Source organism: Micromonospora sp. NPDC047762 (assembly GCF_043204655.1).
Classification (GTDB): Bacteria; Actinomycetota; Actinomycetes; order Mycobacteriales; family Micromonosporaceae; genus Micromonospora.
The window spans coordinates 150714-177295 of the sequence record NZ_JBIDCQ010000001.1 but is presented as its reverse complement, the minus strand read 5'-3'; the positions used below and the strand labels follow the sequence as shown (position 1 = coordinate 177295).

General features: G+C 68.5%; 30 protein-coding genes. 6 read left to right on the top strand and 24 right to left on the bottom strand.

All coding sequences use genetic code 11. The features are described 5' to 3' along the window. Positions 1 to 3 precede the first annotated feature (3 nt). The 14 genes from ACGF3C_RS00835 to ACGF3C_RS00770 form a co-directional block, all read right to left on the bottom strand. The gene (locus ACGF3C_RS00835; protein WP_393217562.1) at positions 4 to 1260 is read right to left on the bottom strand and encodes a tyrosine-type recombinase/integrase; all 1257 of its coding nucleotides are present in this window, start codon (positions 1258 to 1260) and stop codon (positions 4 to 6) included. Between the two features lies 1 nt (position 1261). Continuing rightward, positions 1262 to 1456, bottom strand: coding sequence for an AlpA family transcriptional regulator (locus tag ACGF3C_RS00830; protein ID WP_110564460.1), 195 nt, complete (start codon positions 1454 to 1456; stop codon positions 1262 to 1264). Further along, positions 1453 to 1656, bottom strand: coding sequence for a hypothetical protein (locus tag ACGF3C_RS00825; RefSeq protein WP_393217559.1), 204 nt, complete (start codon positions 1654 to 1656; stop codon positions 1453 to 1455). The genes ACGF3C_RS00830 and ACGF3C_RS00825 overlap by 4 nt, the downstream gene beginning before the upstream one ends. Positions 1657 to 1746: 90 nt before the next feature. After that, positions 1747 to 3336, bottom strand: a complete 1590-nt coding sequence (locus ACGF3C_RS00820) for a replication initiator (RefSeq protein ID WP_393217557.1) — start codon at positions 3334 to 3336, stop codon at positions 1747 to 1749. Next, positions 3333 to 4196, bottom strand: coding sequence for a hypothetical protein (locus ACGF3C_RS00815; protein WP_393217555.1), 864 nt, complete (start codon positions 4194 to 4196; stop codon positions 3333 to 3335). Before ACGF3C_RS00815 ends, ACGF3C_RS00820 begins: the two co-directional genes overlap by 4 nt. Further along, entirely contained in the window at positions 4193 to 4399 is a 207-nt protein-coding gene (locus ACGF3C_RS00810; RefSeq protein ID WP_393217553.1) for a hypothetical protein, read from the bottom strand. Before ACGF3C_RS00810 ends, ACGF3C_RS00815 begins: the two co-directional genes overlap by 4 nt. Before the next feature lie 14 nt (positions 4400 to 4413). After that, a complete protein-coding gene (locus ACGF3C_RS00805) occupies positions 4414 to 4836 on the bottom strand; it encodes a DUF3307 domain-containing protein (protein WP_357687221.1) in 423 nt (140 codons plus the stop codon). Beyond that, complete coding sequence (locus tag ACGF3C_RS00800) at positions 4833 to 5180, bottom strand: RRQRL motif-containing zinc-binding protein (protein ID WP_393219027.1); 348 nt, start codon at positions 5178 to 5180, stop codon at positions 4833 to 4835. The genes ACGF3C_RS00805 and ACGF3C_RS00800 overlap by 4 nt, the downstream gene beginning before the upstream one ends. Positions 5181 to 5950: 770 nt before the next feature. Beyond that, positions 5951 to 6376 (bottom strand): hypothetical protein, encoded by a 426-nt coding sequence (locus ACGF3C_RS00795; protein WP_393217550.1) that lies wholly within the window; start codon positions 6374 to 6376, stop codon positions 5951 to 5953. Then, positions 6373 to 6906 (bottom strand): hypothetical protein, encoded by a 534-nt coding sequence (locus tag ACGF3C_RS00790; RefSeq protein WP_393217548.1) that lies wholly within the window; start codon positions 6904 to 6906, stop codon positions 6373 to 6375. Before ACGF3C_RS00790 ends, ACGF3C_RS00795 begins: the two co-directional genes overlap by 4 nt. Before the next feature lie 85 nt (positions 6907 to 6991). Then, the gene (locus tag ACGF3C_RS00785) at positions 6992 to 7177 is read right to left on the bottom strand and encodes a hypothetical protein (RefSeq protein ID WP_393217546.1); all 186 of its coding nucleotides are present in this window, start codon (positions 7175 to 7177) and stop codon (positions 6992 to 6994) included. Continuing rightward, on the bottom strand, positions 7174 to 8043 hold the full coding sequence (locus ACGF3C_RS00780) for an FtsK/SpoIIIE domain-containing protein (protein WP_393217544.1): 870 nt from the start codon (positions 8041 to 8043) through the stop codon (positions 7174 to 7176). Before ACGF3C_RS00780 ends, ACGF3C_RS00785 begins: the two co-directional genes overlap by 4 nt. A gap of 107 nt (positions 8044 to 8150) precedes the next feature. After that, positions 8151 to 9080 (bottom strand): hypothetical protein, encoded by a 930-nt coding sequence (locus tag ACGF3C_RS00775; RefSeq protein WP_393217542.1) that lies wholly within the window; start codon positions 9078 to 9080, stop codon positions 8151 to 8153. 120 nt (positions 9081 to 9200) lie between these two features. Next, on the bottom strand, positions 9201 to 9533 hold the full coding sequence (locus tag ACGF3C_RS00770) for a hypothetical protein (protein WP_393217540.1): 333 nt from the start codon (positions 9531 to 9533) through the stop codon (positions 9201 to 9203). 197 nt (positions 9534 to 9730) lie between these two features. Between ACGF3C_RS00770 and ACGF3C_RS00765 the strand changes: the two genes are divergently transcribed. Together ACGF3C_RS00765 and ACGF3C_RS00760 are read left to right on the top strand one after the other, a co-directional pair. Further along, positions 9731 to 10480 carry a helix-turn-helix domain-containing protein gene (locus ACGF3C_RS00765; protein WP_393217538.1) on the top strand — a complete coding sequence of 250 codons (750 nt, stop codon included), beginning with the start codon at positions 9731 to 9733 and terminating at the stop codon, positions 10478 to 10480. 26 nt (positions 10481 to 10506) lie between these two features. Then, on the top strand, positions 10507 to 10977 hold the full coding sequence (locus ACGF3C_RS00760) for an NUDIX hydrolase (protein WP_393217536.1): 471 nt from the start codon (positions 10507 to 10509) through the stop codon (positions 10975 to 10977). Here ACGF3C_RS00760 and ACGF3C_RS00755 read toward each other — a convergent pair. From ACGF3C_RS00755 to ACGF3C_RS00740, 4 genes are all read right to left on the bottom strand, one after another. Next, the gene (locus ACGF3C_RS00755) at positions 10965 to 11519 is read right to left on the bottom strand and encodes an HD domain-containing protein (protein WP_393217534.1); all 555 of its coding nucleotides are present in this window, start codon (positions 11517 to 11519) and stop codon (positions 10965 to 10967) included. The genes ACGF3C_RS00760 and ACGF3C_RS00755 overlap by 13 nt on opposite strands. A gap of 73 nt (positions 11520 to 11592) precedes the next feature. Continuing rightward, complete coding sequence (locus ACGF3C_RS00750) at positions 11593 to 13158, bottom strand: hypothetical protein (RefSeq protein WP_393217532.1); 1566 nt, start codon at positions 13156 to 13158, stop codon at positions 11593 to 11595. A 974-nt stretch (positions 13159 to 14132) separates the two neighbouring features. Beyond that, positions 14133 to 14627, bottom strand: coding sequence for a cell division protein SepF (sepF, locus tag ACGF3C_RS00745; protein WP_393217530.1), 495 nt, complete (start codon positions 14625 to 14627; stop codon positions 14133 to 14135). Positions 14628 to 15134: 507 nt separating this feature from the next. Continuing rightward, positions 15135 to 15869, bottom strand: a complete 735-nt coding sequence (locus ACGF3C_RS00740) for a hypothetical protein (protein WP_357226682.1) — start codon at positions 15867 to 15869, stop codon at positions 15135 to 15137. 59 nt (positions 15870 to 15928) lie between these two features. On the opposite strand from ACGF3C_RS00740, the gene ACGF3C_RS00735 reads away from it, so the two are divergent. Further along, complete coding sequence (locus tag ACGF3C_RS00735; protein WP_393217527.1) at positions 15929 to 17014, top strand: Gfo/Idh/MocA family protein; 1086 nt, start codon at positions 15929 to 15931, stop codon at positions 17012 to 17014. Between the two features lie 120 nt (positions 17015 to 17134). Next, positions 17135 to 18151: a hypothetical protein gene (locus ACGF3C_RS00730; RefSeq protein WP_393217525.1), complete on the top strand. Its 1017-nt coding sequence runs from the start codon at positions 17135 to 17137 to the stop codon at positions 18149 to 18151. A gap of 64 nt (positions 18152 to 18215) precedes the next feature. Here the strand turns inward: ACGF3C_RS00730 and ACGF3C_RS00725 are convergent, their stop codons facing one another. Then, complete coding sequence (locus tag ACGF3C_RS00725) at positions 18216 to 18983, bottom strand: hypothetical protein (protein WP_393217523.1); 768 nt, start codon at positions 18981 to 18983, stop codon at positions 18216 to 18218. A gap of 202 nt (positions 18984 to 19185) precedes the next feature. Next, positions 19186 to 19842 carry a 4'-phosphopantetheinyl transferase superfamily protein gene (locus ACGF3C_RS00720; protein ID WP_357226667.1) on the bottom strand — a complete coding sequence of 219 codons (657 nt, stop codon included), beginning with the start codon at positions 19840 to 19842 and terminating at the stop codon, positions 19186 to 19188. A 198-nt stretch (positions 19843 to 20040) separates the two neighbouring features. Here ACGF3C_RS00720 and ACGF3C_RS00715 point away from each other — a divergent pair, with 198 nt between their 5' ends. Beyond that, entirely contained in the window at positions 20041 to 20310 is a 270-nt protein-coding gene (locus tag ACGF3C_RS00715; RefSeq protein ID WP_357207537.1) for a hypothetical protein, read from the top strand. A 46-nt stretch (positions 20311 to 20356) separates the two neighbouring features. On the opposite strand, the gene ACGF3C_RS00710 is transcribed toward ACGF3C_RS00715, so the two are convergent. The 3 genes from ACGF3C_RS00710 to ACGF3C_RS00700 all read right to left on the bottom strand — a co-directional run bounded on the left by ACGF3C_RS00710 (position 20357) and on the right by ACGF3C_RS00700 (position 24443). Beyond that, on the bottom strand, positions 20357 to 21139 hold the full coding sequence (locus ACGF3C_RS00710) for a peptidase (protein ID WP_357226662.1): 783 nt from the start codon (positions 21137 to 21139) through the stop codon (positions 20357 to 20359). Beyond that, a complete protein-coding gene (locus ACGF3C_RS00705; RefSeq protein WP_357226659.1) occupies positions 21139 to 22416 on the bottom strand; it encodes a VWA domain-containing protein in 1278 nt (425 codons plus the stop codon). Before ACGF3C_RS00705 ends, ACGF3C_RS00710 begins: the two co-directional genes overlap by 1 nt. A gap of 365 nt (positions 22417 to 22781) precedes the next feature. After that, positions 22782 to 24443, bottom strand: a complete 1662-nt coding sequence (locus ACGF3C_RS00700) for a dolichyl-phosphate-mannose--protein mannosyltransferase (protein WP_393219024.1) — start codon at positions 24441 to 24443, stop codon at positions 22782 to 22784. A gap of 140 nt (positions 24444 to 24583) precedes the next feature. Here ACGF3C_RS00700 and rsmI point away from each other — a divergent pair, with 140 nt between their 5' ends. Beyond that, entirely contained in the window at positions 24584 to 25423 is an 840-nt protein-coding gene (gene rsmI, locus ACGF3C_RS00695) for a 16S rRNA (cytidine(1402)-2'-O)-methyltransferase (RefSeq protein ID WP_393219021.1), read from the top strand. A gap of 31 nt (positions 25424 to 25454) precedes the next feature. On the opposite strand, the gene ACGF3C_RS00690 is transcribed toward rsmI, so the two are convergent. Further along, positions 25455 to 26516 (bottom strand): hypothetical protein, encoded by a 1062-nt coding sequence (locus tag ACGF3C_RS00690; protein ID WP_393217520.1) that lies wholly within the window; start codon positions 26514 to 26516, stop codon positions 25455 to 25457. Between the last annotated feature and the right edge of the window lie 66 nt (positions 26517 to 26582).

Below are 26582 nucleotides of genomic sequence, written 5' to 3'. Positions count from 1 at the left end.
AAATCAGCGAGAATCCAGGGCCTTCGGGCCCTGTTTTCGTTTGGCGCTGGCGTCGCGGAGAGCACCGCTGATGATGTTGCGGCGGCGGTCCTTCTTCGGCCACCAGTGGACGTAGGTTTCCAGCGTGATCCGCAGGCTGGAGTGCCGTAGCGCGTTCTGCACGTCGGTGGGATCGGCACCCGAGGTGATCAGGCGGGTGGCAAAGTAGTGCCGCAGCGAGTGGAAGGTGCCCTCATCGGGCCAGCCGGCCGCCTTGCACCAGGTCCGCCACATCTGCGACCACCGTTGGTCATGGATCGGCCGCCCCCGGTCGTCGGTGAACAGCAGCGGGACCATCCGGCGCTTGGGCTCTCGACCCGGGTCGGGGGTGCCGGCAGTGATGTCGGGCAGCTCGACCAGGCAGGGTGGGTAGGTGCGGACGTGCTGGGCGAAGACCGCCGCAACGTGGTCGTCCAGGTCGACATCACCGACCGAGCCTGCCTTAGGTGGGGCGAGGTAGAAGCCCCCATAGGCGACCTTGTGAAACCGCAGTTGCTGAACGACGTGCAGTTCCTGACGGTCCGGGTCGACGCACCGGGCGCTGTCCTCCAAGCCCAGGACTTCCCCGAGTCGCATTCCCTCACCCGCGCCGGCCCAGATCGCGGCCTGATACTCGTCGGGCACCACGTCGACCAGGGCGAGCACGTCGTCGTCGGTCGGTACCCACTTCGGCGCGCGGGAGAAGCCCCGCAGGATCGCGAACAGCCGGATCGAGTTGCAGGGGTTGTCGGGAATCACCTTGTCCGCGACGGCGGAGTTCATGATGTTGTTCAGCAGGTCAAAGTAGGTCTTCACCGATGATTGGGCGACGTTGTTGCGGAGCAGCGTGGCGACCCACTCCAGGACATCGGTAACGGTGATCGCGCGGATGGCCCGGTCACCGAAGTGCGGGTAGTGGTGGTGGCGTAGCCGAGATTCGGTGTGGCGCTGGTAGTCGAGAGCCTGACTGATCTGGCGGGACAATCGCCACCGCTCGCCGTAGTCCTGGAAGGTCAGCCGGCGCTCTGCCTGGTCGATCCGGGTTTCCTCGGCGATTCCGGCGCGGGCGTTGGCATCCCAGGCTTCCGCGTCGGCCTTCCGGTCGAAGAGGCGTTCCCGGGTTTCACCGTTGCGGTCCACGTACCGGCAGCGCCACCGTTTACCCCGCCCATAGCGCTTGGACTTCAAGCGCTCCTTGTTGGGGCCGCGCTTGGTCAGGTACCAGAGGTCATCGATTGCCATGTCATGCCGCCTGGTCTTCCAGCCAGGCCCGGACGTCGGCCGGGTCGTAGCGCAGGTGTCGGCCGACTTTGAAGGCGCGCGGGCCGGTCCGGCGGTGCCGCCATTGGTAGAGGGTGCCGACGGGGATGCGCAGGAACGCGGCCGTGTCGCTGATAGACCAGAGGTCCGGCAAGGGGAGTGGGGTGGGTGCGGTCATCGTGGCTCCTTCCGAGTGATGGTGATGTAGGTGCGGCTTTCGCCGCTGTAGCCGGCGGGGCGGGTGCTGGTGCGGCAGGTGACCCGTTCGCGGCCGTAGTAGGCGGCGAGTTGGGCTGCGATGGTCGCGGCGTGGGCGGCGACGGTGGCGGTCGGGCCGATGAGGCGGACCGCGACGAGGGGGCGGGGGCGTGTGGGCATGGCGTGCTCCTTCCATGTCGTGCGGGTGGGGGTGTTGCGTGCGCTGTGGAGTTGTCAAGGAACGGCTTCACGGGCGTTGACACGTACGTGTCAAGCGGCCAGGGGTTGGACCGCGCGAGCGGCGGTGAGTTCGTCGGCCAGGGCGTCGATGCCGGCGAGGTGTTGTGCGCGGGCCATGGCGGCGGCGGTGTTGGCGAGCAGTGCGTCGCCGGTGGTGATCCAGCCGGTGGCTTGGTAGCCGAGTTCGTAGATGACGCGTTCGGTCTGTTCGTCGTCCCAGGTGTGGGGGTGGCCTTCGGTGCGCCGCCAGATGGTGCGTTGCAGGCGGAGGAAGCCGAGGGTGACGGAGAAGGCGCGGCTCTTGGTGGCGATGTGTCCGCCGTAGCCGAACTGGTGCGCCCACCGCCGAAGCCGTGCGTAGTCGGGGTGCTCTCCGATGTCCCAGCAGGCGCGGATCAGCCGGCCGAGGTGCGTGCCCGGGTCGCCGTGGATTTCCACGGAGAGGTCATCGACGCGGCGCAGGCTCAGCCCGGTTACCTCGGTGCTCTTGGTGACGTACTTGGCGATGTACCCGGTGATCTGGGCAAGGTTGACCTCAGTGCCAGGCGCGTTGACGTGCTTGAGGTCCAAGCCCTTGTCACCCCACGCGATGCGCCAACCCTGGTTGCCGTTGGCGGGGTGCGGCCCGGAGGTGTAGGAGGTCTTCACGAACGCGGCCCGGACGGCAGCCTCGAACATGTCCCGGTCGACCGCGCGGGGAGGTGGGACGATCGCCTCAGGGCAGTCGGGGTTGTAGCCGTCGAGGCGGATGAGGGCGTGGTAGTGGATGACGCCGCGTACCTGGAATTCGTAGACCTTGATGTAGCGGCGGCGCAGGTCGACGCCGTGGGTGCGGCCGAGGCGGCGTAGCTCCCGGTCGGCTTGTTGGATGGTGCGGCGCCACAACTCGGGTGCTTCGTGGTTCCAGACAACCTGGCCGACGTGGTCGTAGCAGTCCAGGCACAACGGCTGCCCGAGGTGGGTGTCGGCGGCCTTGTGGCGCTGCCCGCAGCGCAGCTCCACACCGTGGGGGCAGGTGCGGCCGAAGGGGTGGCACACCGAGGGCCGGCAGGTGCAGCCGTCCTTCTTCCGGCAATCCGCCGCGTGGACCTTCACCACGCGGTGGTGCACCGGCCCGAACGAGGGGGCGGTGGCGGTCAGAAAGATCGCGATGTGCTCGTTGAGCGGGGGTAGGCCCCATCGGTCGCCTTGCAGGCCGGCTTTGATGAGGTGGTAGGTGTCGCGGCGGTACAGCTCGGCGCAGGACGGGCAGACGGCGGCGCGGCGGTTGCCGCAGGGGGTGTAGATCGCGCCGTCGGGCATGTCCTCGGTGTCGACGGTGGCCATGCGGTTGCCGTCGGCGTCGTTGACGTGGATCTGCCCGGCGAGGCGGATCGGGTGCTTGCAGGCGGAGGCGGCGCGGACGTGGCCGAGCCATTCGGGGTAGTCGGGGTCTTGAGCGCGGGCGCGGGCCGAGGCGACGGTGCGGGGGTCGTGGCCGTGTACCCACCCGTCGGCGGCGGGGTTGCGGGGGCCGGTGGTGGGGGTGGCCCAGGGCCAGTAGCTGGCGGACTCAGCGGAGGCTCCCGTGCCCGAAACCGTGGTGGTTTCGGGCGCGAGAGGCAGCGTCGAGGAGGTCACGCGGTGGCTCCGACGGCGGTGCCGTTGTGTGCCTTGTCGTTGATGGTCGGTTGGGTGGTGAGGGCCGTCAGGATGTCGGCGGCCGTTTGGGTGGGGACGCGCAGTCGCACAGCGAGTTGACCCGGGGTGATCGGTTCACCGTGGGCTTTCGCGTGGGCGTCGGCGACGATCCGGGCACCTGAGAGCAGCGCCGCAGCGGGCTTGACCGCCGGAATGGCGGGTGCAGCCGGCGGGGTCGCCGGGGCCGGGGTGTCCTCGGTCGGGGTGGTCGGTGGTGCTGCGATCGCGGGGGCGATCTCCTTCGCCTCAGTTGCGGGCTCGTCGGTTGTGATCTCTTCGGTGGGTGCGGTGGCCGTGGTGGTCGCGGCTGCCGGGCGGACCTTCGCGTCGGCGGTGGTGTCGGGTGACGACGCCGGGGCGGAGGTGGCCGGCACGGGTGCCGGGACAGGGTTGGTGGGCCGGGTTGCGGTGAAGACGAGCTTGGACAGGGCGAAGAAGGCCAGCGCGGGCAGCGCGGAGACCATCCAGCCGAAGACGGTCGGCTTGGCGACGGCCAACTGTGCGGTCAGGGACAGTCCGACGGCGGCGATGAGCAGGAACATCGGGTAACCGATCGGGCCGCCGGCCTTGCGGCGGCGGATGATGACGATCATTGCGGCGATCGGGATGAGCTCGGTGATGACGGCGTTGGCCCACCCGAACCAGTCAGCGGTTCCGGTCGGGCTGTTGCTGATGGTCCAGTCGTGGACGTGGTTGAACGAGGCGGCACCGGCCATGGCACCGACGAGCAGCACGATGAGGACCAGGACGCCGTCCTGGAGACGTGCGATGAACGGGGACTTGGGCGTGGGCGTGGTCACGACGCCGCCTGCGTGGGGGCGGGGGTGAAGAGGGAGAAGGCGATGATGAAGGGCTCGGTGTAGCCCTGGTTGTGCAGGTGAGTGGTGATGAGCTGGATGTCTTCGACCGAGCTGATCGGCCGGGCGGTGGGGTATTCCAGCGCGGTGAAGTCAGTGCTGCCGTTGGCGGCGGTGTGGGAGAAGGTGAGCATGTAGCGGTACATGACGGTGTCCCCTTTCAGAGGCAGGCGATGAGCAGGGCAGAGACCCAGAGGCAGGCGTAGTGAAGGGATTGGTCGGCGAGGTACATGCCGCAGACCGGGGTCTGTCGGTCGGCGAAGGCGGCGGAGCCGGTGGCGTGCAGGATCAGGCGGACCGTCCAGCGGCGGTCCAGGAGCGCGTGGGTGATGGCCGAGAAGGCCAGGCCGGCGGTGAGTCCGAGAGCGGACACCGGCAGGTCGAGCAGGGCGACGGTGACGGCGAGCATGGCCGCGACCGTGAGGTGGTAGGTGGTCACGTGGATCAGAAGGTGACGCCAGCCGGCCCAGCCGGGCTCGGCTTTGTGGGACGCGTCAGCGTCGGTTTGCACGATGTGGTCGGCGAGTTGATGCGCCGGGATGAGGACGGCGGTGATTACCGCGAAGACGAGTGCGGGGTTCATCGGGTTACCTCCGGGTTGCAGTCAAAGCAGGAGCCGGTACGGCGGGGGATGTAGTAGGGCTTGACCTGCCGGCAGTCGGGGCAGGTGCGCCGCGCGGTGAGCGCCTTGTCGATGGCCGTCAACTGGGCGGGGGTGGCGGTGCGCTTGGGCATCGCGAGGTCGAGGCGGAACAGGTAGGCGACGCGCTTGCCGCGACGCCACATGAGTTGCGCGGCGGGGTCTTGGCCGCCGGGGCGCAGCTGTCGGGCGCGAAGCTGACGGCGGGTCAGCAGCCCGTCGGGTGCGAACTTGTAGGGGTAGGTCGGCAGGCCGTAGCGCTCGCCGGTCGGGTCGTAGAACACCATCGGGTCCTCCGAGTCGTCGTCGGCCTGGTCCTGGTCGTCGTCGCCGGCTGGGGTGCCGGTGGCGAAGGTGGGGTGTTCGTAGGTGTCGCGGTCGATGTCCTCGGGCAGGAACGCCGCCGAGCAGAGGGCGCAGACGATCGGCCCTTCCTCGAAGGCGGCCTTGGAGATGCGCAGCTTGCGGGGGCACTCGCATTCGCACGAGACGCCGTTGTTGTTGTTCGTGCGGGTTTTGCCTTCCCCGGTCGGTTCGGGGTGGCGGTAGAACCGCAGCGCCTCAGTGAGGCCGGTGATGGTGGCCTTGTAGCGGGCGCGGGTGAGGTCGGTCAGGGTGCAGGGCGAGTAGCCGAGCTTGTCGTCCTTGGTCGTGGACAGGCCGAGTTCGGCGGCGAGGGTGGCGAACTTCTTGTTGTGCCAGCGGCCCTGCCGGGAGGTGTCCTGAATGCCGCGCACGTCGGCGAGGGCGTGGGTGGCTTCGTGCAGGAGCGTGGTGAACACGGCTTCCGGTTCGCGGGACAGGCCCTCACCGGAGATGAGGATTTCGGGTAACTGGGTATCGCCGGCTTGCCAGCGCAGGGCGGCGAAGTGGCCCCACTTCATGCCCTGACTGGGCTTGGTGGGAGAGCCAGAGCCGACCACCAGAACGGCGGCCGGAACTTCGGCGTGCTGGGCGCGGATGGCCGCCCAGGCGGCTTCCAGGGCGGCGACGAGCGCAGCGGTAGAGACCGTGTCTTGACACGTACGTGTCACGTCGGGGATGTGGGCGGCAGTGCTCATGCGGCGGCCCTCCGGATGGTGTGCTTGCGGTAGGCGATGGCGGCGGCGCACAGCGCCTGCGTGACGTCGGCCGGGGTGCGGCCACGGGCGGTCTCCCAGGCGAAGACCGAGGTGTGCAGGCCGGCGTGGCCGACGGCGATGAGGTAGGTGTTGAACCACTCGACGGCGGCGCTGTAGGCGTGCTGGTCGGCGTCGGTGATGCCGGTCAGGTACCAGCGGGGGCGGCCGAACACGGCGGCCCGGATCGCGCCGAGGATCGACGCCGGGTAGGTGCCGGTGCGGTGACAGGCGCACGTGGCGCGGCAGGCGTCGTGGGCGTCATAGAGACCGGTCGGGGTCCAGCCGTAGCGGCCCAGGTAGAGGGCGGCACGGTCGAGGACGGCGTGAACGTTGCCGGTGGGCAGAGCGGACACGGTGCTCATCGGGCCGCTCGCCAGACGAGGAAGCCGGCGCGGGTGGGCAGCCGTTCTTGGCTGTACTCGTGTTCGGCGTAGGTTTCGAGCTGGTCTTCGGTGGCGTGGGTCCAGTCGTAGTCATCGGCGCAGGCGCGCAGGACGTCGAGGACTCCGGGCAGGGTTTCGGTGGCGTCGTCGTTCCAGTCGGCGACGGTCTCCGTTGCCGAGGTCGAGGGCGAGTTGTCGTCGAAGTTGGGCGTACGGCCGTCATGCCGGAGGAAGTCGGCCAGGTAGGTGACGGTGGTGTCCCACAGGTCGGCGGCGGCACCGTCGCCGCAGTAGCGGTCCTCGATGGAGACGGGGTGGCCGTAGATGGCCATGGCGATGGCACCGAGGGTGCAGGCTGGCGGGAACGCCGAGTTCTCGGCCAGCTCGTAGGGGTCGCCCTGGGTCCAGCCTCGAATTTCGAGGTAGCGGGCGGCGCAGCGCAAAGTGTCGGCCGGGGTCAGGTCGGCCAGCGCGGCGGGGGTGGTGGGCTGTTTTTGGGTAGGGTTCATGGCGGCCACGTCCTTTCGTGGGCGGTGGTTGGGTCGGCGAGCCGGGGTTGCTTTCCTAGGGCTGGTCCCGGTTCGTCGGCCGCTTCTATCGGTGGTGCAGGTGGAGCCGGAGAATCACCCGTTGCCTGCCGTCGCTGACAAGAGCGGGTGCGGAGCGGTAGACCAGGGCGCCCGACTGGCGGGCGATGAGGGTCAGGGCGGCGATGTCCTCGCCGGTCCCGACGAGCACGAGGTCCAGGACGCGGGTCGGGGTAGCGGTCGTGGTGTTCATGCCGCTGCCCGCAGGTCGGCGGGGGCGACGAGGCCGCTGCGGCGGCGGGTCCAGGTGGCGTAGTCGGCGACGCGGATGATGTCGGCGTCAGTCATGTAGGCGGCTTTCACGCGGTTGGGGGTGCCGCCTTCGGCGATGAGGTAGCCCTCGCCTTGGTTGTTGGGGTCGATGCTGTTGGAGGAGAAGCCGCGGGCGTACCAGCCGTGGCCGAGGACGATGTCGGAGGACACGTCGTTGGTGCAGCGGCCGGCGAACCGCCAGGCGAACAGGTCCCGCAGCGACGGCGGGATGATGTCCGACGACGGGCGCTGAGTGGCGGCGGCCACGATGATGCCGACGGCGCGTCCCCGGGCGACGATGTCGCGCAGCAGCGCGGCGAACAGATCCTGGTCCTTCTTGTCCCCGGCGGTGGCGGAAAAGTAGGCGATCTCGTCGCAAGCCACGAGGATCTGCCCGAACACGTCGTTCGGGCCGATCTTCCGGCGACGCCGGGCCAGCAGGAACGAGTACCGGTTGTCCATCACCGTCTGGACGCGGCGCAGGGTGCGGATGGCGTGGTCTATGTCCGGGCCGACGAACACGTCGGCGGCGTCCTTCCACAAACCCAGCTCAACCTGCTTGCCATCCAGCAAGCACAGCCGCACATCAGGGCACAGCGCCGCGTGCCCAACGATGGTGTTCAGCAGCGACGATTTGCCGGCACCGGGTTCACCGCCGATGAGGATGTTGCGGTAGATCATCGGCAGGTAGGCCGGGTGGCCGAACTCGTCGATGCCGAGGAAGACCGGGTCGAAAATGGACAGGCCCGCGCCGACCGGCACCGTGTCCGCCGGGGTGGGTAGTTCGATGGTGTCGGTGAGGTCCACGACGACTCCCGAGGGTTGGTTGACACGTACGTGTCAGGCGGGTGGGGGATGGGTGTGGCGCGGACTCTTGACCCGTCAGGGGTGCTTGGTCCGCGCCGTCCCGGTGGTTAGGCGTAGTCGGAGGGGTCGAACCCGTTCGGGCTCGCGGTAGTGGTGGGGTTGCGCGGCTTGCGCTGGCGGGGCGCATCGGTCGATGCGGTGACCGGCACGTCGGGTACGTCGGGCAGGTCCAGGCCGACAGGCGGCATGCCCGGAGAGGTAGGGGCGTTGGCCGGGATGTCTGTGGGGACGTAGTCCGGCAGCGGCGACACGATGGTGTGCGCCAGGGGTTCGCGGCGGGTGATGTCCAGCCGGATGAACGCGGCGTACTTGCGACCGGCGCGCATGACGCGGACCTCGTTGGCCCAGCACGCCACCGCGAGCTTCTGCACCTGGCCGTCCTGCTCCAGATCCCGCAGAGACAGACCAGGGCGCAGCCACACCCAGACCCGCTCACCGGCCGGGGTCGGCCGGGCGAGCAGGATCAGCGGCAGCGAGCCGTGCCGGTTGGTGGCGATGAACGCCGCGAAGCACAACCGCAGCCGGTGCCGCACGATCAGGCACCACACCCAGGCCATAACCCGACGGCGAACCGGGGCGATGGCGGCGGGGACGCCGACGACCAGGGCGACGACGAGCAGCGAACCCCACAGCGGGGTCGACTGCATCAGCGTGGTCCAGCCGTAGACGGCGGCCAGGCCGAGCAGGATCTCTGGCAGCCAGTGCCAGAAGACGCGCAGGACCGGCCACGCCACGATCAGCGCGGACAGCGCCGCGCCGAGCACCGCGCCGAGGACGACGCCGAGCAGGCCACCCAGGATCGGGTGCATGTACTCCGAGGCCACCGTGGCGGCCAGGAGGCCGACCACACCGAGGGTGACCCAGAACGCGATGGTGGCCCGGCGACGGTACGAGCGGGCAACCGGCGCTTCGATGACAGTGACTTGCCCCCCACGGTTCGACCAGCCGAACGGGGACCTCTGGCTAGACTTGGACACGACAAGTCCTCCCTAGTAGGGACCTTGTTGGACAGGACGCGGGGTCGCAGACGACGCCAATCAACGGCGACCCCGTGTCCACCTCTTCGCTTCTGTGGAGCCGAACAGGAACACCGGCCGCTAGACGGCGGCGGTCTCCATCGCGGTCAGCGCCGAAGCCCGGAACGCCACGCCGGAGCGGACCTTGCCGTCCCGGTCGTTGACCCAGGGCAGCGCCTCCAGGTCCATCGGCACCACCGGCTGACGAACAGCCACCGCCGGCATCACCGGGCTGACCACCGTCACGTTGATGACCTCCGCGCTTCCCTCCGACAGGGCGTAAAGCTGCACCGCCCACATCGGCTGCTTCGACTCACGGTCGAACTTCTGCTGACCCGTCTGGTCCAGCTTCGGAACCGGGTTCACCGCGACCTCGTACGACACCCGCGAGGTGTCCAGCAGCAGACGTCCCATAACTGACTCCTTCATCTCGTGAGCTGAGCCCTTTCGGTGGGCCGATCGCGTCCTATCTGGACGACAGCTCTTGTGGAATCAGGGTCCGTCGACCGGTGGTGACAACTTCACCACCAGGCATGGACGAGTAGGGACGTCCAGGCTAGGATAAGTCGTCCCTCAAGTTGTCCCTCGGCAGTGAACGAGCAGGAGCCGCGATGCCGAACGACCGCCTTCGCAACGGGTTGCTCAAGAAGGGCCTGACGTCGGCCATGCTTGCCGACAGGCTGGGTGTTGATCCGAAGACCGTTGAGCGGTGGGTCACGCAGACCCGCAACCCGTACCCGCGCTATCGCCACACCATCGCCGAGCTACTGGACGAGAGCGAGTCGTACCTATGGCCGGACGCCCTGCCGACACAGCGAGCCGTGCAGGTCAGCCAGTCAGAGATCGTCCACATCTACCCGCGCCGCGGAGCCGTCCCCACCGACCTCTGGCAGCGGCTCCTGGAGCAGGCCACCCGACAGGTCGGCGTCCTCGTGTACGGGGGACTGTTTCTCCCCGAGTTCAACCACCGATGGGTTCCGACGCTTCGCGAGAAGGCGTTGGCCGGGGCCCAGGTGGAGCTGTTATTCGGCGACCCGGAGGGCAAGAACATCGCCGAACGCGGGGACGATGAGGGAATCGGCGAAGCCATGTCGAGCAAGATCCTGAATGCCCTGGCCTTCTATAAAGACCTACGAGACCTGGACAACGTCGGGATCTACTACCACGACACGATCCTCTACAACTCCATCTACCGGTTCGACGACGAAATGCTGGTCAACACCCACCTCTACGGCACACCAGCCGCCTACGCCCCGGTGCTGCACCTACGCCGGCTCGGCGGCGGCGACCTCTTCGATAGCTACGTCGCCAGCTTCAACCGAGTCCTCGGCAAGAAGCGGGCCGTCTGGCCTGAACACTGAGTCGCGTGCGGTGAGAGGCTGGAGGCATGGCCCGGATCGAGCACTTCAACAACCCGAACGCCCCGAAGCCGAACAGCATCGTCGTGGCGGTCACCGTCTTTGTCCAGGACGAGCAGGGGCGGGTGCTGCTCATTCAGCGGACCGACAACGGCCTGTGGGCGCTGCCTGGCGGCGCCCAGGACTTCGGCGAGTACATCGCCGAGACGGCCGTACGCGAGACGCGAGAGGAGACCGGCGTCGAGGTCGAGGTAGCGGACATGGTCGGGATCTACTCCAACCCGAACCACGTCGTGGAGTACAGCGACGGCGAAGTGCGGCAGCAGTTCTCAATCTGTCTCAAAGGTCGATACTTGGGTGGTGCGCCGACGACGAGCGACGAGTCGTCGGCGGTTCAGTGGGTCGCACGAGATGAGCTGGGTAACCTGCAAATCCATCCTTCTATGCGGCTCCGCATCGACCACGGATTCGATCGTCGGGCAGCTCCTTACATCGGTTGATCCGCAATACGCTCCCGAGTCCGCCGAATGACCTCCATAAGCGCTGGTTCCGCTCGCCGCCAAAAGCGAGTCACGAGGTGTTCTGGGCCATACCGCACTCGGATTTCGGCCAACCGGTCCTCTGCGCTTAGGTTCTGTCCATCAGGTCCGGTCGTCATGTCGGCGTACCAAAGGGTGTCCGCTACAGTCGACTCTTCAAACGGAAACTCTTTCTTAAGGGCCTCGCTCAAGCCCCGTTCGTCGGCCTCATATGACGCGCAGGAGTGGTAAGCAACAAGCCCAGCAATGCGGAGACCGAAGCTGTGGCGGAGCAGCCATCGCGCTCCGTCCAGTGAGTGGAAACCGGTGTCAACGACTTCCCGCGCGTAACCGATATCGTGCAGCCATGCAGCAGCAACCAGGGTGTCTAAATCCTCGCCGACCAGGGGGCCCAGCTGTCGTGCCTTAGATGCGACCGCTTGGACATGCAGCCATCGGCGAGGTAGTTCGGCCGAAAGCTTCTCCCCGGCAATCTGTTCCGCTTTCAGCGCAAAGTTCTTCACCGCATCAGCCTAGCCGAGAAGCACCGGTCGACCAAGTATCGGTCGACGGGCATACGCGAGCTTGGAATGGGGATTAACGCACGAACCGTGACGCAAGCCCACACTCGGTCTCCATTCCAACCAACGACATCGCATCACGCCAAGCCGCGCCGGGCGCAAGGTCGGGAATCTTGTCGATTTCAAGTGGGATCACACCTTCGTTCTTGCCCGATCGCCGCACGTAGTTATTGACGACGCCCTGTACATCTGCGTCGGCCCCGAACGGTTCAACCTGGATGACCGAGAATGACTCAGGGTCTAGCAGCCACCAGGACTTGATGACGCCGCTTTCGAAAAATGCGACACACTCAGCGAAGGATGTGCTGGGTGTGAGTGGATTTCCGTTTATCCTAGACCTTTCTCTATTGAGGACGGAGCGCCACCTTTGGAATCGCTCGTGGTGTTCTCCGGCTTCGGCATGGTAATACTGATCCGCAGCATCTCTTTGCCGTTTGGTCGAAAGCTTCTCCTGATTGCCAGCGACCAAGAGTGCTGACAATGCTGGGTAGAAGCGCCGCGCCTTTTCACGATTCGCGAGTTCGCAGATGAAGTCGTACAAACCCCTCGCGGCCTCAATGGCCAGCTCTCCCTCCTGCCTTGAGGCGTGCCTACCTCCGTGCGCGACGCGATTGCGCGGATCGGCGATGTTCACCTTCCAGTCATGCACTGGGCCGGTGCTACCGTCCCATGAGCCGCCAAGCCTATCCCCGTAATTAGGAATGTGCTTGACCCGCGCTACTATGCCGCCTTTGAATAGCTCGGCCGCATGTTCTGCGCTCATACCGTCCCACCACAGCATGTGTTGCAAAGTGAGGTCGAGCAACGCTTCGGACGCTTGAGCGGAAAGAATGAGACTGCCGGATGCTTGGTCATGGAATTGTAAAGTGCGGATCGAGTCGGCTACAAAGTCAACATAGAGAGCAAGTTCCCGATGGCGTGCCACTGCCCACATGGCGGTGCTAAAGCGCTCCACCATTGGTTCTTCTAAGGTCACCGGCTCTAGTGGGGTGATGCTGTCAGTGACGAAGCTTTCCGCTTCTGAAGTTCGATCATTTGTTGATGCGTTGTACTCGATAACATCAAACCAGCGATCTGCGCTCGGCATTGGGCGTCGTTTGACGTTTACAGGCCTCATGGTCGCGTATGTATACGCTTGCTCCAGCGTGTCGAGAAAGCTGTCGAGCGCGCGACCTGATCTCTCCACCGCATTGTTTTGGCAATCCTTGCAGCCTAAAGTGGCGTGAGATGCGACGAGGGCCTCTGCAACCTGTGCCATTGTCGAATCCGAACCATCCGCTGATCCAGACTCTCTCGCGTCGTAGTGGATCGTATCGTCCTCGTGTCGCACTGCGACGTCGATAAGCCGCGCGTAGAAGCTGCCGCTCCTCCAATGCTCGTGAAGAACCAATTCGTCGTCAGCGGCCCCAGCGCTAATGCTGCCAATTATTGCACCGTGACGCATTTCGGTGAGCGGGTGTCTTAGGTCAAATACGGTTCCGCTGGGTATTGGCAGTCGTTCCCCGAGAACCGACACCATTCGAACGACAGTGAAACCGTTCCGTGGGTGGTCTTCTGGGTTCGCGTCGGGCGAGATAGTCACCAGGCAGACGTTACCGAAAGAGGTTTCAGGTTGCGGGTCACGGTGAGCCCGTCGGAGGCGGTAAATGATCATAGGCTAGGTTGAGTCCCCTTTGTGAGAACTTTCTGTACGGGATCAAGGCGGCCCGCTTCGCAGGCCGCTCGCGCCGCCGACCAGGGGCCGACCGACACCGGTCGCCGATCGGGGACCCCGCGCCTCTTAGCGCAAGCGCACGAGGCGCACCCCGAACGGTTGCAGCCCCGCCGACGGCGCGACATACGAAGAAGCCCCGGGCCGCCATGATGAGTGGCAGATCCGGGGCTCCGGTGTTGAAGACGACGACCAGGGCGTGCCTCCGGCGGGGCGCTCAGGCGCTCTGGGATGGTTGGTGCCATCCCGGACAACCTCCGTCCGGGCGGAGCCGAGCAGGTGGGGCCTGCCCGGTCAAGGTCGTTCAGACAGTGGGGTGCTCCACCTTGACCGGGCAGGCCCCACCCACTCCACGATGTGCGGACGAAGGCCGACGGGATGGCTTAGGTCGCAATGGGGCGGTGAAGCCGGATCTGTCACACCGATTGCTAACTCGCCTGCTCATCGATTTCCGAGGCATCACTCAATTGCTCAGGCTCTGCTTTGTCTTGAGTCGTCGCGCTGGATCGAGCGCGACTTCCGGCTAGAAACACAGTCGCAAGGGAGACTGGAGCAGTAGCTGCTATCGTCGCGCCTGCGATGTCATGTCCTAGGATAATGACCGTAGTTCCAGCGGACAGGAATAGGCCAGCCAGGGCCAGCGCGAAGGTCTGGGCGCGGCGAGCTAGAGCAATTGACGATCTGCCCATCTCGTGCCGATATTCCTGCTCCATTCGGAGGTAGTGCTCCTTGAAAGAGCCCGGCGCAGTTTTCCGGCTTTCTTGCTTAGGAACCGGGGGCGTATTGCTCATATGTGTGCCCCTGCCTGAGTCTCCCGATTGCTTGCCGACCTCGGTGTCATAGCCTCAGGCCGTCCCTTTATTGAAACCAGAAGCCTCGGGTCCGCTCTGCTTTCTTACCTGCACTGAGAGCCCGTGGGGGACAAGTAAGAATACTCCCGGAACTACCGGCATCATTGAGCCGCGCAAGCCCAATGCCAGCCCTGCCGCGAAATCTACGGAACGCCGAGCATCGTCGATGTCGCATGCACGTAGATCGATCACAACCAACGTGCCGTTCCTAAAGTGTCGCGTGGCTTCTTCGATGTCTCCGTAATCCCTCAGTTGGACGGCAACGAGAGAGCCGCCGGGAGGAAGCTCTATGTTGTCCAAGGGAATTGGCGACAGCTCAGGCTTTGCAGACCGCTTTTTCGGCGGAGATGCCCATGCTTTGGTCGGGCCTGCCAGTAGGTCGTAAGCTGCTTCGCCCCGACTGAGCCTGGCCTCATCCGAGGCTAGCGTGCCCTCCGCGTCGACGATCGAAAGAAGGGCTTGCCGAGTGCCCTCGCCCGAGAGGTCCATGAGCGATGCAGCTCCGGTGATCCACGACCAGCGATGCATTAGGCGGGTGCGCCGCGTTGCAAAGGGGGGCCCGGCGGTGCGAGACGTGCCTTTGCCCACAACATCACCTCATCACATGCTGTAACCGAAAGCTACACGAGACGCACTCGCTCCGGCCAGTGGCCTCGCCGATCCCTCTGCCCAGAGGTGCTGGGTGGTGGGCGGGTGTTGCAGCCCCTTGTCTCGGGGGCGAAGGGTTGGTTGAAGATCATCGGGCACAGATCCGGCACAACTGGGGCCGAAAAGCCGTGTCAAATGTCGAGAGGCGTTGATGACGGTTGTGCAGGCCAGCTCAGCGATCCGTCCGATAGTAGATGATCTATTAGAGTCGGAGGTGTAAGGGGTTCAAATCCCCTCAGCTCCACCCCAGGTCAAAGGCCGTTTCCGCGAGTCGGAGACGGCCTTTTGCGATCTTCGGGGTGCGTGACCGACCCAGGGCCAGGTCGTGACGACCCGGCGTTGATCCACCTAGGCGAAGCGTTCGGTCGTCACCGGTATCAGGCCGTGCTGGCGCAGGACGTTCGTCAGCTCGGACAGGGTCGAGCCGAGCGCCGCGGTGGCGTCGGTCCCCAGCAGCGCGGTCACGTCGAGAGACCAGGCGAGGGAGTGGCCGACGCGGCGCAGATCCCAGGTGAACCGGTCGCCGTGCTCGTCGAGACGACCGCTCGCGGCGGACGCGACAGTGCCGTCCGCCGGTGTCCGCCAGGCCGTCCGGAGGCTCGCCACCTGCTCGGCGCGGAGATCCTTGGCGAAGAGGACGCGGTACACCCGCCGCTCGTGGAAGCCGGCCGGTGGCTGCGTCGGGCCGAGCCGCAGCGGTGGGGCGGCGGCGATCGGTTGATGGTCGAGGAAGTGCGTACGAAGCACCGCCTCGGCCGGCAGTTGCCCGCCATCGAGCGCGCGGTGGACGTCCTCGGCCTCACGGCGGGAGGTGGGGAGCACCCGGGTCAACACCTCGGGGTCGGTACGCATGGCGCGGCTCAGCGCGGCGGAACTCCACCAGCCGGCCTCCGGTGTCCAGGCCGCGTTGTCCAGCCCTGTCGTGGTGAAGTCGTGGTGGCGGGTGAACTCCTCGACGACTATCCCGTCCACAGTGGTGGCCGGGGCGCTGTCGTCGGGTCGAGGTAGGACCAGGTAGTAGTCCAGGGGTGGTCCCGCGTCGGGCACCAGCACGGGCGCGGCCCGCAACGGCTCGGTGTTCATCAGCGCAACCGTAGCGAAGTGGAACGGTTAGCATCCGGACCTCTACGTGAGGAGCCCAGATGACTTCGGTGGCCCAGACCCGGTTCGGCATCATCGGCAGCGGCTGGCGAGGTGAGTTCTTCCTACGCCTGGCCCGGCTGCTCCCCGACAGTTTCCGGGTGACCGGGGTGGTGACGCGTACCGAATCACGGGGCGCCGCCGTGACGGCCGACTGGGGCGTGTCGACCTTCCGCACGGCAGCGGAGATGCTCGCCCACGAGCGGCCGGACTTCGTCATCGTGTCGGTGCCGTGGCCGGTGACGCCCGAGGCGACCCGGGAGCTGGTCGCGGCCGGCGTACCGGTGCTCGCCGAGACGCCGCCCGCCCCCGACCTGGCGGGTCTGCGCTCGCTCTGGGCTGACGTCGGAGGCAGCGGCCTGGTGCAGGTCGCCGAGCAGTACCTGCTGATGCCCGGGCACGCGGCGCGGCTGGCGTTGGTCCGCTCCGGGGTGCTCGGTGAGCCGACCTCGGTCCAGATCTCCTCGACCCACCTGTACCACGCGGTCTCACTGATCCGGGGTCTGCTCGGCGTCGGTCACGAGAGCACCGAGGTGAGCGCGCGCGCCTTCGTCGCGCCGCTGGCCAACCCGCTCTCGCCGGCCGGCTGGAGCGGCGACGACACCCCGCAGCACCTCTCCACCACCCTCGCGACCATTGACTTCGGCGGGCGGATGGGGTTGTACGACTTCACCGACAACCAGTGGTGGAACCCGCTGCGCACCCGCCGGTTGGTGGTCCGGGGCTCGCGCGGTGAGTTGGTGGACGACCGGGTGGTCCGCCTGATCGACCCGAGCACGCCGGTGGAGTCGTTCCTGACCCGGCGGCAGACCGGTCTCGACCTCAACCTGGAAGGGCTCGACCTCAAGCACATCAGCTTCGACGGCGACGTCGTCTACCGCAACCCGTTCGTCGGCAGCGGAATGTCCGACGACGACATCGCGGTGGCCGACATCGTCGCCCGTGCCGGGGCGTGGGCGCGGGAGGAAGGCCCGGCTCCGTACCCGCTTGCCGAAGCCTGCCAGGACCACCTGATCAGCCTCGCCGTCGAGGAGTCGGTACGCACCGGCCGCCCGGTCGTCACCGCCACCGAGGCATGGGGGCGGTAACTCCGGCGGTTCCGCTGTTGTCTCTTGGCTGACAGTGCGCAACCGTGCAGCCAGCTCACCTGTGAAGCCAGGTATCAATCAGATGCCTGGGAGTACCCGGGCCCCACACGGGGAGCAAGGATGAACCGAAGCACTCGACGCCGGATGCTCGCAGCCACCGCGACCGGTCTGCTGGCCACCTCTCTCGGGGTCGCCGTCTCCGCTACGGCGACCGCCGCGCCCAGCGGGGCGACCCCCCGCACCTGCAGGATCAGCACGCTGCCGTACCCGACCGACACCTATCGGGCCGACGCGAACGCGGTCGACCCGACGGGGCGCTACGTCGCGGGCACCGCACTGCGGGTCCGTGAGACCGACAACCAGTACCTGCTGCTGTTCTGGGACGGGCAGCGGGTCACCGAACTGGAGTCGAAGAGCACGGACACCCCCGTCGACATCAACACCGACGGCGTCGTGATCGGCAACGGATCGGCGGAGAGCGGCTACGGGCAGCCGTGGAGGTACCGCAACGGCAAGCTCGAGCAGTTGCCGGTGCTGCCGTCCACCGGCATCTTCGTCAGCGCCATCAACGATGCCGGCGACATCGTCGGTTACGGCTCGGACATCGTCCCCGGGCAACTGGTCGCGTTGCGCTGGCCGGCCGCCCGTCCGGGCACTGTGGAGGTGCTCGACGCCCCGGTCGACGCGCAGGCTGGTGGGATCACCGACAACGGGACCATCGTCGGCAGCGCCGGACCCTTCGGAGACTGGAACAGCTGGGTCCGCCGGCCGAACGGCCGGATCGACGCGCTCACGATCCCCGGCGCCGAGTGGAGCACGGCTGGCGCGGCGGCGGGTCGCTGGGCGATCGGTCAGGCCTGGCTGAACGGCACCACCTCGGCCAGGGTGCGGTGGGACCTTCGCAACGGCTCGCACACGTTGCTCGACCAGGAAATGCCAGCATTGGCCGACGTCAACGCCAAGGGCGTCGTGGTGGGTGGTGACCGTGTTGCCCGGGGCTCCACCTCCCGGGTCCTGCCGGGCGGCGGCACCGGGGTGGTCGTCGGTGCGCGGTCCATCTCCGACTCGGGCACCATCGTCGGGTTCCGCAACGTCCTCGCCGACCGGGTGACCCCGGTGCGCTGGACGGGCTGCTGACCCGCCGAATCGCCCACCGCGTGGGGCCGGCCCGGACGGGTCGGCCCCACGTCGTGTCAGCGCGTCACGGCTTCCAGGAACCGGCGGTCTGGAACTGGTCGTGGTACTCCAGCGCGCCGGAGGTGTCGTGCACGTCGAACACCACGCTGCCGGTGCTTCTGGTGCCGGCGGTCAGGTCGTCGACGGCCGGCATCGGTTTGCCACAGCCGGAGAAGGCTCCACCGATCGCTGTGGTCTTGGTGCCGTCGGCGGCGACCCACTGGAAGTAGAGCGGGTTCGTGGACGCGGTGCCCTTGGTGACAGCCACCGTCACGTCGGCGATCACGTACAAGCCCTCGCCGGGCTTCAGTCCGTGGGACTTGCAGGGTTTGGTGGCGCTGCTGAACTTCGTCACGGTGATCTCGACGGTGCCGGCCTCGCGGTTGACGACCAGGGTGTCGCCCGGCGACATCCCGCGGGTGTCGGCGTTCGTCGGCGGGGTCGGCGGGGTGGCCTGTGCCTCGCTCACCGTGGTCGAGGTGCCCTTGGTGCCGATGACGACCGCCACGATGCCGCCGGCGCAGGTGAGCAGGGTGAGTACGGCCGCGGTGACCGCCACGACCACGACGGACTTCTTGGCGCGGTCCGTCAGCGCCGGTGGTGGTGCGATGATCGGGTAGCCGGAGCCGCCGGGTGCCCGATATCCGCCGCCATCGCCCGTGTTCCCGCCGGCCGCCGGGTACGCAGCCCCCGAGAACGGCGGCTGCGGTGTCGCCGCGAACGAGCGGGTCGGCGGCTGCGGGTTCGGCTGTCGGGGGTCGTGCGGCGTGGCGCGAGGCTGGGGGTGGGTCACCGTACTCCTTGACGCTTCGGTACGTGCGGTGCGAGAACTCTTCGACGTTACCGTGGGTGGCGGAGCGTCCGATCGCCACGCTGGAGGGCTTCCCACCGCGAGGATGCGAAACCCATCTGGCCAGCGTGGACGGTGTTCAACTGGTCACCGATAGCCAATGTGGATCGGTATTCCATTCATCGCTATGAGTAACCGGGCGAGGTCAACGCGCCGGAAGCACGGCGGCGGTGCGGACCAGCCCGTCGGCGATCACGAACCGGCCGCTGATCGATGCCGGTGGGTCGTCGACCCCCGCCGCGTCCACCCGGGCCGACGCGATCCGGGCAGTGAAGGTGCCGGCATCCGGATCGATGTCGAGTTGGGCGTCGTGGAAGTCCAACCAGCCACGGACGACCGGATGCCACACCTTGTAGACGGTCTCCTTCGCGCTGAACAGCACGATCGGCCAGTAGGTGCCGCTGGGCAGCCGGGCGCAGATGGCCTCCTCCTCGGGCAGCAGCACGAGTCGGCGTACTCCCGGATTGACCTCGCGGTGCTGCTCGGCATCCATTCCGACGGACCGGATGTCGGTGGTGTGCGCCGCCGCTGCGGCGCAGTAGCCGGCGGTGTGGGTGATGCTGCCGACGATCCCGGCCGGCCAGACCGGCGCGCGGTCGGCGGCGGCCGGCACGGCGGTCGACGGCAGGCCGAGGTCGCGCAGTGCCCTGCGGGCGCAAATCCTGCCTGCGGCAAAGTCCCGCCGACGGGTCTGCACCGCCCGCTCGCCGAGGCATGCCTGCTCAGCGGGGAGCAACTCTCCCGTCCAGTCCTCCGGCCCGGCGACGGCGACGGCGACCGTCGATGGCAGCAGGTCACGCATTCCGGTGACCTACTGGTCGGTAGGAATGACGCATCACGTTAACCGTCAAATTTCCGACTCCCACGACGGACGAAGGTACCGCAAAGATGTAACACCGGAGGGACGCGCAGCGCTCTCCCTGATGGCTCCGGGGGGACCACCATCAATGCTGGCCGGCACGGCAGCCGCCAGTCCCGTGGACATCTGGAAGGACGTGCGATGACCGATGGTCTGGAACGGCCGGGGGTGCGGGCCGACGAACACGCCCCAAAGACCCCCTGCTGGAGCTGCGGCTCCTGCGGTGACGAGTGGCCGTGCGCGACGAAGCGCACCCGGCTGCTGGCGGAGTACGGAGGTGACCGCGCCATGCTCAGCGTCTATCTGGGCTCCTGCCTCGCCGCCGCCACCGAGGATCTGCGCGCGGCTCCGGTGATGTCGCTCCAGGACAGGTTCATCGGCTGGTTGCCGCGCGGCTCCCGGCGGCGCTGAACCTCCGGTGGCCCCGCCGCTGGGCGGGGCCACCAGAGGGGGCGTCTCAGCGACGTCGAGGGCGTCGGGTCAGCGCGAATCCGAACACGCCGGCCACCGCGGCGAGCGCGCCGCCGATGCCGGTCCAGACCCAGCGCGAGCCGAGATCCGGCAACCAGTCCGTCAGCGAGCCGCTCTCGTCGTCGGCCTCCGCGTCCACCGGGGGTACGGCGTTGAGCACCGTGCCGGCCTTGGTGTTCGGCACCAGCGGGGCGGCCAGTTCGCCGTCGTCAGCCGAGGCGCCCCGGTCGGCGATGGTGCCCACCAGCAGATCGACGTCGATCGGCGCACCCAGATCCGGCTCCGGCAGCTCGATCACCGAGAGTCGGACGACGTACGTGCCGGGCAGCGGGTCGGCCGACCAGGGCTCCGCCCACGGCCGCACCTCGCGCAGCGTGCAACCCAGCACCACGTTCGACGCCTTCGCGTCCACTGTCGGGGTCTGGGCCCCCGCCGTGCACGCCTGGCGTCGGCGCAGCCCGTCGAAGACGTCCATCGTCCAGGTGGAGGCGCCGCTGCGTCCCTTCGGGAAGGTGACGGTGGCGCTGATCTCGTGCACCTGGCCGGCCGTCGCCGGGAACGACCAGTAGAGGTGATCGCCGATCGAGGCATCCACCCGTACCGGTTGTCCGGCGGTGATCGGGGTGGCGGTGAGGAACGACGTGCCGGCACGGTTCACCGGCGTGGCACCCGGGGAGGGGGTTGGTGCGGCGGCGGCCGCAGTGGGGAGCAGAGCGGCCGTGCCGGCGGCGAGCAGCGCCGCCATCGACCGGAACAGTGCGGTACGCATCAGTTCTCCCTCCAGGTGGCGACCCACCAGCGGGTGAGCAGACCGGCGAGCAGACCGGTGAGCAGACCGGCGATGGTGAGCAGCGCGAGCAGCACCCAGCCCCGGCCGAGGTCCGGTCCGTCCGGTGCGGGTGCGGCGGCGACCACGTCGATGGTCAACTCCACCGGCATGCCGGGGGTGGCCGCGGTGCCGGGACGCGGGGCGAACGAATTGCTGACCACCAGGCAGACGGTGGTGGGTTCGATGACCGGCGCGGCGCTCTGCTCGGTCTCGGCGGCATCCTCGTCGTCGGCGGTGGCCGACCAGCGCAGCCCGGCGGAGAGCACGTCGGCCCGCCCGCTGCCGGCGTCCGCGCCGCGGACGAGTTCCCGGCCGTCGGCCGCGGTGGCCCGCAGCAGCACCCCGTAGTCCCGGTTGACGGCCCGGTCCAGCGCCATGCTCACCGAAGCTCGCAGCTCCTGCCCGGGGCGGATCGGCACCCGGTAGTAGCGATGCTCGGAGAACGCCTCCCGGTCGGCGTAGACGCCGGGGGCGAGCAGTGGCGCCGAGTCGCACGCGCTCGTGCCGCCGACAACTGTCGGGGCCCGGGTGTGCGTGTCTCCGGCCCGCTCGACGAGCTGTTTGATCCGGTCGGTCAGCTCCTCGGCGCTCTGCGCGGCGGTGTAGGTCCCGCCGGTGGCGCTGGCGATGCAGAGCAGTTGTCGGCGAACCTTGTCGTCGGGGGCCAGGCCGAGGGTGTCGACGACCAGGCTGGTGCCCTGGGCGGCCAGTTCCCGGGCCACCTCGCACGGGTCCGGCGGAGCGCAGGTGTCCTCGCCGTCGGTGATCAGCACGATCCGCCGGGTGGTGGCCCCGGCGCCCAGGTCCTGCGCGGCGGAGCGCAGCGCAAGCCCGACCGGAGTGAACCCGGTCGGCCGAAGTGTCGCCACCGCCGCCTTGGCGGCGGACCGGTTCACCGGCCCGACCGGCACGATCTGCTGGGTGTCCTGGCAACCGACCTTCTTGTCCTTGCCGCGGTAGGTCGCGCCGAGCACCCGGATGCCGAGCTGTGTCTCCTCGGGCAGCGCGTCAACCACTTCATTGAATGCCTGCTGGGCGACCGAGATCCGGGTGCGTCCGTCGATGTCGGCGGCGCGCATCGACCCGCTGACGTCGAGCACCAGCTCGACCCGGGGCGGCTCGGGCGCCGGCTCCTCGTCGGCCTGTGCCGGGCCGGTCAGCGCGGTGGTCGCCAACAGTCCGAGAAGGACCGCCGTCGATCGTCTGAAGTTGATCACGACCCGCAGTGTAGTGAGATCCACTTTGGATGATCGTTTGGGTGCGGGCGCGCGGAAACGGCGACGCCACCCACGTCGGGGTTCGCCTCTGATCGGCGGCACCCGCGCTCAGGGTCCATGCCGGGTCACCCTCGGTCAACTCTGAGAGGGAAGGGGTCGGCTCGGCCAGCCTCCGTCGGAAATCTGACCCAAGTCGACCCGTTGTGCCGGTGGTGCGCGGTGGTTAAGCTCTTCATGCGCGCCCCAATCGCCCGCTTCCCCCGTGGCAGGCGATCGGGGCGCGCGTCTTTGTCAAGAAGGGCCCGCACGCTTCGGCGTGCGGGCCCTTCTTCCGTCGCGCTGTGCGGCGCGTCGCCTGTCGATGCTTATATCCACCGACCGTCGAGCCACATCCGGGACAGCCAGTCCGAGTACGGAATCACCCGGCCGACAAAAATCGGATAGAAGTACGCGAAGCAGAGCGCCACCAGCAGCACGTACGCCCCCGCCGCGATGCTGCCCACCAGTCGGCGCTCATAAGCCGGGTCACCGGGCACCAGCGGCGTCACCGTACCCACGTCACCCCCGGCGGGCGCGATCAGCGCGCCCAGCACATACACCACGGCCAGCACCAGGAACGGCACCGCCGGCGCGGCATAGAACGAGAACATCGTCCGGCCGTCGAGAGCGAACCAGAACCACGGCAGCAGCCCCGCGGCCACGGTGAGCAGGATCGCGCCGGCCCGCCAGTCCCGACGGGCCACACCCAGCCAGGCCAGCGCCACCAGAGCCGGCAGGAACGACCACCAGAGCAGCGGGGTGCCGAGCAGCAGAATCTCCGAAGCGCAGCTCGCCGCGCCGCAGACGCCGTCGCCGGCGTAGTGGAACGCCACCGGCCGGCCCAACAGCAGCCACTGCCACGGCCACGACTGGTACTTGTGCGCGTCATCAAGCTGGGCGTGGAAGCCGTACGCCGCGCGGTGGTATTCGAAGAGGTTGATCAGCGGGCCGATGAACGGGCGATCGCTGAGGGGTGCGCTCGGGTAGGCCGACGCGAGCCGGTAGTAACCGTCGTCGGTGAGCAGCCAGCCCGACCAGGTGGCGAGGTAGGTGCCCACCATCAGCACGCCGGCGAGCACCAGCCAGGGCAGCTCGTCGACGAGCGCGTCCCGCCAGGGCCGGCGGACCCCCGCCGAGCGGCGGACGCCGACCTCCCAGAAGAGCACCAGCAGCGCGAAGGCCGGCACGAAGTACAGGGCGCTCCACTTCACCGCGCAGGCGCAGCCGATCAGCACCCCGGCCGCCAGCCGCCACCACGGCCAGGTGCGCCAACCGGTCGGCGGGCGCCCGGCCCGCCCCGGCTGGCTCGGATCGAGCCCGTCGTCCAGGGCCCGTGCCCAGCGTCGACGGCGGGCGTCCCGATCGAGGACCAGTGCGCCGAACGCCGCCAGCACGAAGAACAGCAGGAAGATGTCGAGCAGGGCCGCCCGGGACAGCACCAGGTGGAAGCCGTCCAGGGCGAGCAGCAGGCCGGCCGCGCAGCCGAGCACCGTCGAGCGGAACATCCGCCGACCGATGCGGACCAGCAGCAGCACCGACAGCGTGCCGAGCACCGCCGCCGAGAATCGCCAGCCGAACTCCGGTGCGGTGGTCATCAGGTGACCGGGAACGGAGACCTTCGAATCCGCGTCCTGGTAGCCGAAGGCCCACTCGCCGACGCCGATCAACCACTTGCCCAGCGGGGGGTGCACCACGTACGACGGGACGTTGTCCTTGTAGTTCCACTCCACGCCACGGGAGATCAGGCCGTAGGCGTCCTTGGCGTAGTACGTCTCGTCGAAGATCTTGCCCTTCGGGCTGGACAGCCCGACGAAGCGCACGATCGCCGCGATGGCCACCACCACTGCTGTGGCCAGCCAGGAGAACCTGTCCGCCTGAGTGTCGACGGTGGCGAACCGTCGCCGGACCACGGCGACCACCCCGCCGCCCTCGGCGCTCGGTGCCGTCGGCTCCTGGGGGGCACTGGGCTCGCCCGTCGCCTGGATCATCTTGTCCGGATCGGCGCTCGGGGTCTGCGCTGTCGACGCACTCGTCACCCGGCGATCGTAGGCTGCCAAGGTGTCCGGTGGCGCCCGTCGTCCCTGATACCGGTATTCCCTGCAATGAAGGAGACGAATTCGTGGGTGAAATGTCCGAAGTTGGGCGCCTGATTCTGCTCGGTGCCCCGCTCGGCAACCCCGCCGACGCCTCGGCCCGACTCCGGGAGGTGCTGATCAGTGCCGACGTGGTCGCCGCCGAGGACACCCGACGGCTCACCCGGCTGGCCCGCGATCTCGACCTCACCGTCGGCGGTCGAATCGTCTCCTACTTCGAGGGCAACGAGGAGCGGCGCACCCCCGAACTGGTCGAGGTCATCCTCAGCGGGTACGTGGTGGCGCTGGTCACCGACGGCGGGATGCCCAGCGTCTCCGACCCCGGCTACCGGCTGGTCCGTGCCACGTTGGATGTCGGTGCGCCGGTCACCGTCGCCCCCGGGCCCAGCGCTGTCACCACAGCGCTGGCCGTCTCCGGGCTGCCCTGCGACAGGTTCTGCTTCGAGGGCTTCCTGCCGCGCACCCCCGGTGGCCGTCGGTCCCGGTTGCGCGCCCTCGCCGCCGAGGAGCGCACCCTGGTCTTCTTCGAGGCCCCGCACCGGATCGGGGCGACGCTCACCGACCTGGCCGACACGTTCGGGGCGGACCGGCCGGCCGCGCTCTGCCGCGAACTCACCAAGACCTACGAGGAGGTGCTCCGCCGCCCCCTCGGCGAGCTTGCCCTTTGGGCCACGGAGGGGGACCCGCGTGGAGAGATCACCCTGGTGGTGGCCGGAGCCCCGGTGACCGCTGCCGAACGCCCCGACGACGACACCCTTCGCGCCGCCGTCGCCGAGCGGGAGGCCGCCGGCCGGTCCCGCCGGGACGCCATCACCGACGTCGCCACCGAGTACGCGCTGCGCCGCCGGGACGTCTACACGATCGTGCACAGCTGATCGAGGTGGTCCGGCTCGCCGGACGACCGGGTCACCACGCGGCGATCAGGAAGCCGACGGTGATCAGTGTGGGGCCGGCGACGGCGGCGGCCACGGCCCAGCGGCGGTGCCGGCGACCGGGCAGCCGGGCCGACCCGGTCAACCGGACGATGCCGGCGGCGCAGGCCAGCACCACCAGCAGACCGGGCAGCCACCGCAGGTGCCGGCCCACGCCGACGTCCGCGTACGCGGTACCGCTGCCCGGGCCGGTCATCCGTGCCGGCAGCGCGGTGCCGGCCGTGCTCCCCTCGGCGGGCACGCCACTGACCCGGACACCATGGGTGATGAACCGCCCGTCCTCGGCCGTGAAGATCCCCCGGCAGCGCAGGGTGAGACCGTCGCCGGAGCAGCCGTCGATCACCACGGTGCCGGTCCGGGCGTGCCCGACCGCTAGCCAGAACGGGCCGGCGCTGACCCAGGCGAAGAAGGCCGCGACCAGGCTCAGCACCACCAGCGCGGCGAGCCCGGGCAGCGGGTCCGGCGGCAGTGGCGTGCGGTGAGGTGCCCGGCGCCGCGCCAGCCGGAAGCCGCGGAACCGCGCCGGTGCCGCGTCCTTGCGAATCGGGGTGCCGTCCCAGTGCACCTGCTCGATCGGCGCCCAGAAAGCGCCACCGTCGTCCTCCGGCGGGTCGCCGTCGGGACCATGGCCGCGCTGCCGGCGGCCCTGCTGCCGGACCGGCACCCGACGCGGCACCGCGTCCACCGGCGCGCCGGTGGTCGGCTCCACCTCGACGGGCTCGGCGCCGGCCGGCGCCGAGTCGGCCGGCGGGCCCGACGAGCCGGGCCGGGCCGGGCTGGGTACGGGTGCCCCCGGGGTCGGACGAGTCGGTGTGGGTGACGGCGCCGCCGGCGCGGGGCGGGCCGCTGCGGCGGACCTGCCCGCCGGGGTGGGCCGCAGCGCACCCGGGTCGGCGCTGGACACGAGCCGGGGCTGCGGCGCGACCCCGGCGACCCGGGACGCGGCCGGCCCGGGCCCCGGGTCGTCGCCGACCGCCGACCCGGTGGGAGGGTCCTCGTGGTCCCGCGCCGCTCCTCTGCCCGTCACGACGTTCATTGCACACCGCACCAGGAGGTGAAACGGGCAGGTGAGCCGCGTGTCGACGACAAATCGGACCAACGG

What these genes read in the sequence shown, in the direction of transcription:
- ACGF3C_RS00830 (WP_110564460.1), bottom strand. Translation starts at nt 1,456, where the DNA reads ATGACCGCACCCACCCCACTCCCCTTGCCGGACCTCTGGTCTATCAGC.
- ACGF3C_RS00800 (WP_393219027.1), bottom strand. Translation starts at nt 5,180, where the DNA reads ATGGTGTTCTACGACCCGACCGGCGAGCGCTACGGCCTGCCGACCTAC.
- ACGF3C_RS00715 (WP_357207537.1), top strand. Translation starts at nt 20,041, where the DNA reads ATGACCGATGGTCTGGAACGGCCGGGGGTGCGGGCCGACGAACACGCC.
- ACGF3C_RS00730 (WP_393217525.1), top strand. Translation starts at nt 17,135, where the DNA reads ATGAACCGAAGCACTCGACGCCGGATGCTCGCAGCCACCGCGACCGGT.
- ACGF3C_RS00740 (WP_357226682.1), bottom strand. Translation starts at nt 15,869, where the DNA reads ATGAACACCGAGCCGTTGCGGGCCGCGCCCGTGCTGGTGCCCGACGCG.
- ACGF3C_RS00710 (WP_357226662.1), bottom strand. Translation starts at nt 21,139, where the DNA reads ATGCGTACCGCACTGTTCCGGTCGATGGCGGCGCTGCTCGCCGCCGGC.
- sepF (WP_393217530.1), bottom strand. Translation starts at nt 14,627, where the DNA reads ATGGACCTCTCGGGCGAGGGCACTCGGCAAGCCCTTCTTTCGATCGTC.
- ACGF3C_RS00760 (WP_393217536.1), top strand. Translation starts at nt 10,507, where the DNA reads ATGGCCCGGATCGAGCACTTCAACAACCCGAACGCCCCGAAGCCGAAC.
- ACGF3C_RS00790 (WP_393217548.1), bottom strand. Translation starts at nt 6,906, where the DNA reads ATGAACCCTACCCAAAAACAGCCCACCACCCCCGCCGCGCTGGCCGAC.
- ACGF3C_RS00720 (WP_357226667.1), bottom strand. Translation starts at nt 19,842, where the DNA reads ATGCGTGACCTGCTGCCATCGACGGTCGCCGTCGCCGTCGCCGGGCCG.
- ACGF3C_RS00770 (WP_393217540.1), bottom strand. Translation starts at nt 9,533, where the DNA reads ATGGGACGTCTGCTGCTGGACACCTCGCGGGTGTCGTACGAGGTCGCG.
- ACGF3C_RS00690 (WP_393217520.1), bottom strand. Translation starts at nt 26,516, where the DNA reads ATGAACGTCGTGACGGGCAGAGGAGCGGCGCGGGACCACGAGGACCCT.
- ACGF3C_RS00785 (WP_393217546.1), bottom strand. Translation starts at nt 7,177, where the DNA reads ATGAACACCACGACCGCTACCCCGACCCGCGTCCTGGACCTCGTGCTC.
- ACGF3C_RS00735 (WP_393217527.1), top strand. Translation starts at nt 15,929, where the DNA reads ATGACTTCGGTGGCCCAGACCCGGTTCGGCATCATCGGCAGCGGCTGG.
- ACGF3C_RS00835 (WP_393217562.1), bottom strand. Translation starts at nt 1,260, where the DNA reads ATGGCAATCGATGACCTCTGGTACCTGACCAAGCGCGGCCCCAACAAG.
- ACGF3C_RS00810 (WP_393217553.1), bottom strand. Translation starts at nt 4,399, where the DNA reads ATGTACCGCTACATGCTCACCTTCTCCCACACCGCCGCCAACGGCAGC.
- ACGF3C_RS00765 (WP_393217538.1), top strand. Translation starts at nt 9,731, where the DNA reads ATGCCGAACGACCGCCTTCGCAACGGGTTGCTCAAGAAGGGCCTGACG.
- rsmI (WP_393219021.1), top strand. Translation starts at nt 24,584, where the DNA reads ATGTCCGAAGTTGGGCGCCTGATTCTGCTCGGTGCCCCGCTCGGCAAC.
- ACGF3C_RS00795 (WP_393217550.1), bottom strand. Translation starts at nt 6,376, where the DNA reads ATGAGCACCGTGTCCGCTCTGCCCACCGGCAACGTTCACGCCGTCCTC.
- ACGF3C_RS00805 (WP_357687221.1), bottom strand. Translation starts at nt 4,836, where the DNA reads ATGAACCCCGCACTCGTCTTCGCGGTAATCACCGCCGTCCTCATCCCG.
- ACGF3C_RS00825 (WP_393217559.1), bottom strand. Translation starts at nt 1,656, where the DNA reads ATGCCCACACGCCCCCGCCCCCTCGTCGCGGTCCGCCTCATCGGCCCG.
- ACGF3C_RS00700 (WP_393219024.1), bottom strand. Translation starts at nt 24,443, where the DNA reads ATGATCCAGGCGACGGGCGAGCCCAGTGCCCCCCAGGAGCCGACGGCA.